Below are 4,257 nucleotides of genomic sequence, written 5' to 3'. Positions count from 1 at the left end.
CACCGGTGTTCGCCTGCGCCGGCAGCGTCAGGTCGACCGGCCTGTCCCAGGCAGGGCCGGTCGACCTGACGCTGCCGGCGCAGGCGAACACCGGTGACTATGCCGTCGGCGACTGGGTTCTGGTCGATGGGCATGAACACCTTGTGAAGCGCCGCCTGACCCGCAAGACGGTGCTGGAACGCCGCACCCAGGGCGGTGGCAGGGTGCCGCAGCTTGCCGCGGCCAATGTCGACACGCTGTTCATCGTCACCTCGTGCAATGCCGACTTCAATCCCGCCCGGCTCGAGCGCTATCTGGCGCTGGCCAACGAGGCCGGAACGACGCCGGTGATCCTGCTGACCAAGGCCGATACCGCTGAAGACGCCGAGACCTACCAGAAGCAAGCTGCGGCGTTGCAGCGTGGATTGCCGGTGGTAATGCTGAACCCCCGCACATCGGATGCGGCAACCGTCCTGGCTGCCTGGTGCGGTGTCGGCCAGACGGTGGCGCTGATCGGCTCCTCCGGCGTCGGCAAATCGACGCTGGTCAACACGCTGGCCGGATCGGCGCAGCAATCGCCGCAACAGACCGGGGGCATCCGCGAGCACGATTCCAAGGGACGCCACACCACCACGTCGCGATCGCTGCATTCCATCGCCGGCGGTGGCTGGGTGATCGACACGCCGGGCATGCGGACGCTGCAGGTCAGCGATGTCGGCTACGGCATCGACACGCTGTTTGCCGAAATCACCGAGCTTGCACCGCTCTGCAAGTTCCGCGACTGCACGCATGTGCACGAGCCGGGTTGCGCGGTTCAGGCTGCCTTGAAGGCGGGGACGCTCGACCCGGAGCGCCTTGCCCGCTGGCGAAAACTGTCCGACGAGAACCAGAACAACACGCCGGTCCAGAGCGGGCCTCGCGGAGCCAAGACTTCCGGCGGTCGCGGAAAGAGGCGCTGAACGGCGAGGACTGAGGACTTCAGAGCTGCGCCGTGCCGAAAACGCGATCCCAGAATGCCGAAGTCACACCGAAATTGGCCGTTTCGTCGATGTGGTGATGCACCGCATGACGGCGCTTGAGCGTGTAGAGATAGCTCGGATGCGCCGGGTGCCAGTGATGGATCATGTGGTGGATGCTGATGTACCACAGATATCCCAGCATCAACCCGCAGCTCACCGCGCTCGCCGTGGCGAAATCTGAGACCACCCAAACGGGCACAAACGCGACCAGCGCATGCACGCCGAGACTGAGCCAGGTTGGCGTGCCCACAGAACTGCGTTCCTCGACATGGTGACGGTCGTGCAGGTCCTTGACGTAAGGAATATGGTGAAGAGCGAACCTGTGCAGCACATACTCGATCAGCGTCCAGAGGCCGAGACAGGCGAGGACAGTGCCGATCCAGCCTGGCGCACTCTCTTCGCCAGCCTCGAGCAGCCCGGCCACTGCCAGCACGGCGATCACCAGCGGATACACCACGAAGTCGCTATAGTAGCCAATAAGACCGAGTTGCATCGTCACCTAGCCTTCGAGCCGCCAAATAAGCGATGGTATCAGATTGCCGGACTCGCGACCGAGGTGCAATGCAGACGCGCCTGACATAGCGTCGCAATCCCCTAGTGCAAGGTTCGCATCAACGATTCAAGGACCATCGGCAGGCTGCCGGCTTCGCAAATGGACGTACAAAAATGGCAAAACGCAGTGCGGGATTGCTGATCTATCGCCGCAGCGATGGCGATCTTAGGGTGTTGCTGGTTCACCCGGGCGGGCCGTTCTGGGCGAAGAAGGACGATGGCGCCTGGTCGATACCGAAGGGTCTCGTCGGCGAGGACGAGGATGAGTTGACGGCAGCGCAACGCGAGACCGAGGAAGAGCTCGGCGTCAAGGTCGACGGCACCTTCGCGCGGCTTGGCGACTACAAACAACCCGGTGGCAAGGTTGTCACGGCCTGGTCCGTCGAGGCGCGCATCGACATCGATGTGGCTGCCATCAAAAGCAACATGTTCACCATGGAATGGCCGCCAAGGTCGGGATCCCTGAAGGAATTTCCGGAGGTCGACAGAGCGGGCTGGTTCACTTTGGCCGAGGCGGAGGTGAAAATCCTCAAGGGGCAGCGCCCGATGCTTTTGGATTTTGCCAGGCAGCAAGGCGCCGGATGATCCGCAGCCCTCAATAGGGCAGGCCGACATAGTTCTCGGCGAGCGCGGTCGATGCGGCACGCGACTGCACGAGATAGTCGAGCTCGGCCTCCTGGATGCGCTGGCCGAACTCGCCGGTGTCGGGAAAACGGTGCAGCATCGTCGTCATCCACCAGGAAAAGCGAACCGCCTTCCAGACCCGTGCCAGCGCCTTGCCGGAATAGGCGTCGATGCCAACAGATGATTTCTCGATGTAGAAGTCGCGAAAACCGGCGAAGAGATAGCGCACGTCGCTGGCGGCGAGGTTGAGGCCCTTGGCGCCGGTCGGCGGCACGATGTGGGCGGCGTCCCCGACCAGGAACAGCCTGCCGAAACGCATCGGCTCGGCGACGAAAGAGCGCAGCGGCGCGATCGACTTTTCAAAGGATGGTCCGGTAACGACGCTTGCCGCGGTCTGCTCCGGCAAGCGGCGGCGCAACTCGTCCCAGAAGCGATCGTCCGGCCAGGCTTCGACGCGATCGTCCTGCGGACACTGCACATAATAGCGGCTGCGATGCGTCGAGCGCATCGAGCACAGGGCAAAACCCCGCTCGTGATTGGCGTAGACCAGTTCGTGATCGGCCGGCGGCACTTCGGCCAGCACGCCGAGCCAGCCGAACGGATACTGCCGCTCGAAGATTTTCAGCGCACGCTCGGGCACCGATTTGCGGCTGACGCCGTGATAGCCGTCACAGCCGGCAATGAAGTCGCAATTGATGCGATGCGTGACCCCGTCCTTGTCATAGGTCGCGAAAGGTGCGGCGCCGTCGAAATCGTGCAACGCGACATTTGCCGCCTCGTAGATCGTGGTCAGTCCGTCCGCATCGCGCTTGTCCATCAAATCGTGCGTCACCTCGGTCTGGCCATAGACGGTGACATGCCTGCCGCCGGTTAGTGCCTCGAGGTCGATGCGGTGCAGGCGTCCGTCGAAGGCGAGCGAGATGCCGGAATGCGGCAGTCCTTCGGCATGCAGCCTTGCCGCCGCGCCAGCCTGTTCCAGCAATTCGACGGTGCCCTGTTCGAGCACCCCTGCCCGCACACGGCCAAGCACGTGCTCGCGGCTCGCGCGTTCCAGAATGACCGTCTCGACGCCGATGCCGGCCAGAAGCTGCCCAAGCAGCAGGCCGGACGGTCCGGACCCGACGATGACGATTTGCGTGCGCATCAGTGGCCGAGACTTTCGACCTGTGCGGTCAGCTCAGCGGCAAGGCGGAGCGACGCGGCCGTCGCGATGACCATTTGCGGCAGCAATAGCCATTCCAGCGTCCAGGCAGCGCCCGAGCGCTCCTGCTCATGCACGAGCGCGTGATGCATGCCCGCAAGCTGCGTGGCGTTGAAGCGGGCAAGCGCCACCAGCGCTTCGGCCTTCACCGGGTTCTGCTTGTGCGGCATGGCCGAAGAGCCGCCGCCGCCGGAAAGCTCGATCTCGGTTCCACCTTGCGCCATCAGCGCGATGTCCTGGCCGAATTTGCCGAGGCTGCCTGATAGCAGCGACATCAGGCCGGCGAAATCGGCGAGTGCGTCACGCTGGTTCTGCCAATGCGGTGCGTCGCCAAGGCCGAGCTTTGCGGCCAGTGCTGCGCGCACCGCCGGACCTTTGTCGCCTAGCTTTTCCAGCGTGCCGGCGGCACCGCCGAACTGCACCACCAGCAGACGCCTCGACTGTTCCGACAATCTTTCCTGATGCCGTTGCAGTGGCGCCCGCCACGTCCTGACGCGATCGGCCACTTTGATCGGAATGGCTGGCTGCATGCGCGTCATTCCCTTCAGCGCCCTGCCGCCAAACCGCTCTTCGAGCGAGACGAGCCGTATAATGGTCTCGGTCAGGAGCAGGCCGAGATGCTCGACGATGGACTTCAGCCGAAACACCAGGCCGGTATCGATGACATCGTGGCTGGTTGCGCCGAGATGCACTTTGTCGCCATGCGGTTCGCCGACCGCCGCCCTGATCTGGCGTACCAGTTCCGGCACAATGACGCCGTCTTTGGCGACGGCAGCCCGCAGCAAGGCGGTGTCGGGCCGGAATGTGGCAAGTGCGGCCACGATCGCGGCGGCATCATCCTTGGTGATAATCCCGTTTTCAGCTTCCGCTTGCGCCAGCGCC

The 4,257-nt window shown here is 63.9% G+C and carries 5 protein-coding genes; 2 read left to right on the top strand and 3 right to left on the bottom strand.

Features of this window, described 5'->3' with window-relative positions:
• Positions 1-938 (top strand): ribosome small subunit-dependent GTPase A (gene rsgA, locus EN925_RS25300; RefSeq protein ID WP_128337013.1); only part of this gene is annotated, 938 nt, incomplete at its 5' end.
• Positions 939-957: 19 nt separating this feature from the next.
• Here rsgA and EN925_RS25295 read toward each other — a convergent pair.
• A complete protein-coding gene (locus EN925_RS25295) occupies positions 958-1,491 on the bottom strand; it encodes a sterol desaturase family protein (RefSeq protein ID WP_027163878.1) in 534 nt (177 codons plus the stop codon).
• Positions 1,492-1,664: 173 nt separating this feature from the next.
• On the opposite strand from EN925_RS25295, the gene EN925_RS25290 reads away from it, so the two are divergent.
• A complete protein-coding gene (locus EN925_RS25290) occupies positions 1,665-2,135 on the top strand; it encodes an NUDIX domain-containing protein (RefSeq protein ID WP_127369460.1) in 471 nt (156 codons plus the stop codon).
• Positions 2,136-2,145: 10 nt separating this feature from the next.
• On the opposite strand, the gene pobA is transcribed toward EN925_RS25290, so the two are convergent.
• Positions 2,146-3,318, bottom strand: a complete 1,173-nt coding sequence (pobA, locus tag EN925_RS25285; RefSeq protein ID WP_127369461.1) for a 4-hydroxybenzoate 3-monooxygenase — start codon at positions 3,316-3,318, stop codon at positions 2,146-2,148.
• On the bottom strand, positions 3,318-4,257 hold a 940-nt coding region (locus tag EN925_RS25280; protein ID WP_128337012.1), incomplete at its 5' end, for a 3-carboxy-cis,cis-muconate cycloisomerase. The genes pobA and EN925_RS25280, both read right to left, overlap by 1 nt.

This window comes from Mesorhizobium sp. M7A.F.Ca.US.006.04.2.1 (assembly GCF_004022915.1).
Lineage (GTDB): Bacteria > Pseudomonadota > Alphaproteobacteria > Rhizobiales > Rhizobiaceae > Mesorhizobium > Mesorhizobium ciceri.
Note: the sequence above shows the minus strand (reverse complement) of the source record. Positions and strands in the feature narration are given on the sequence as shown.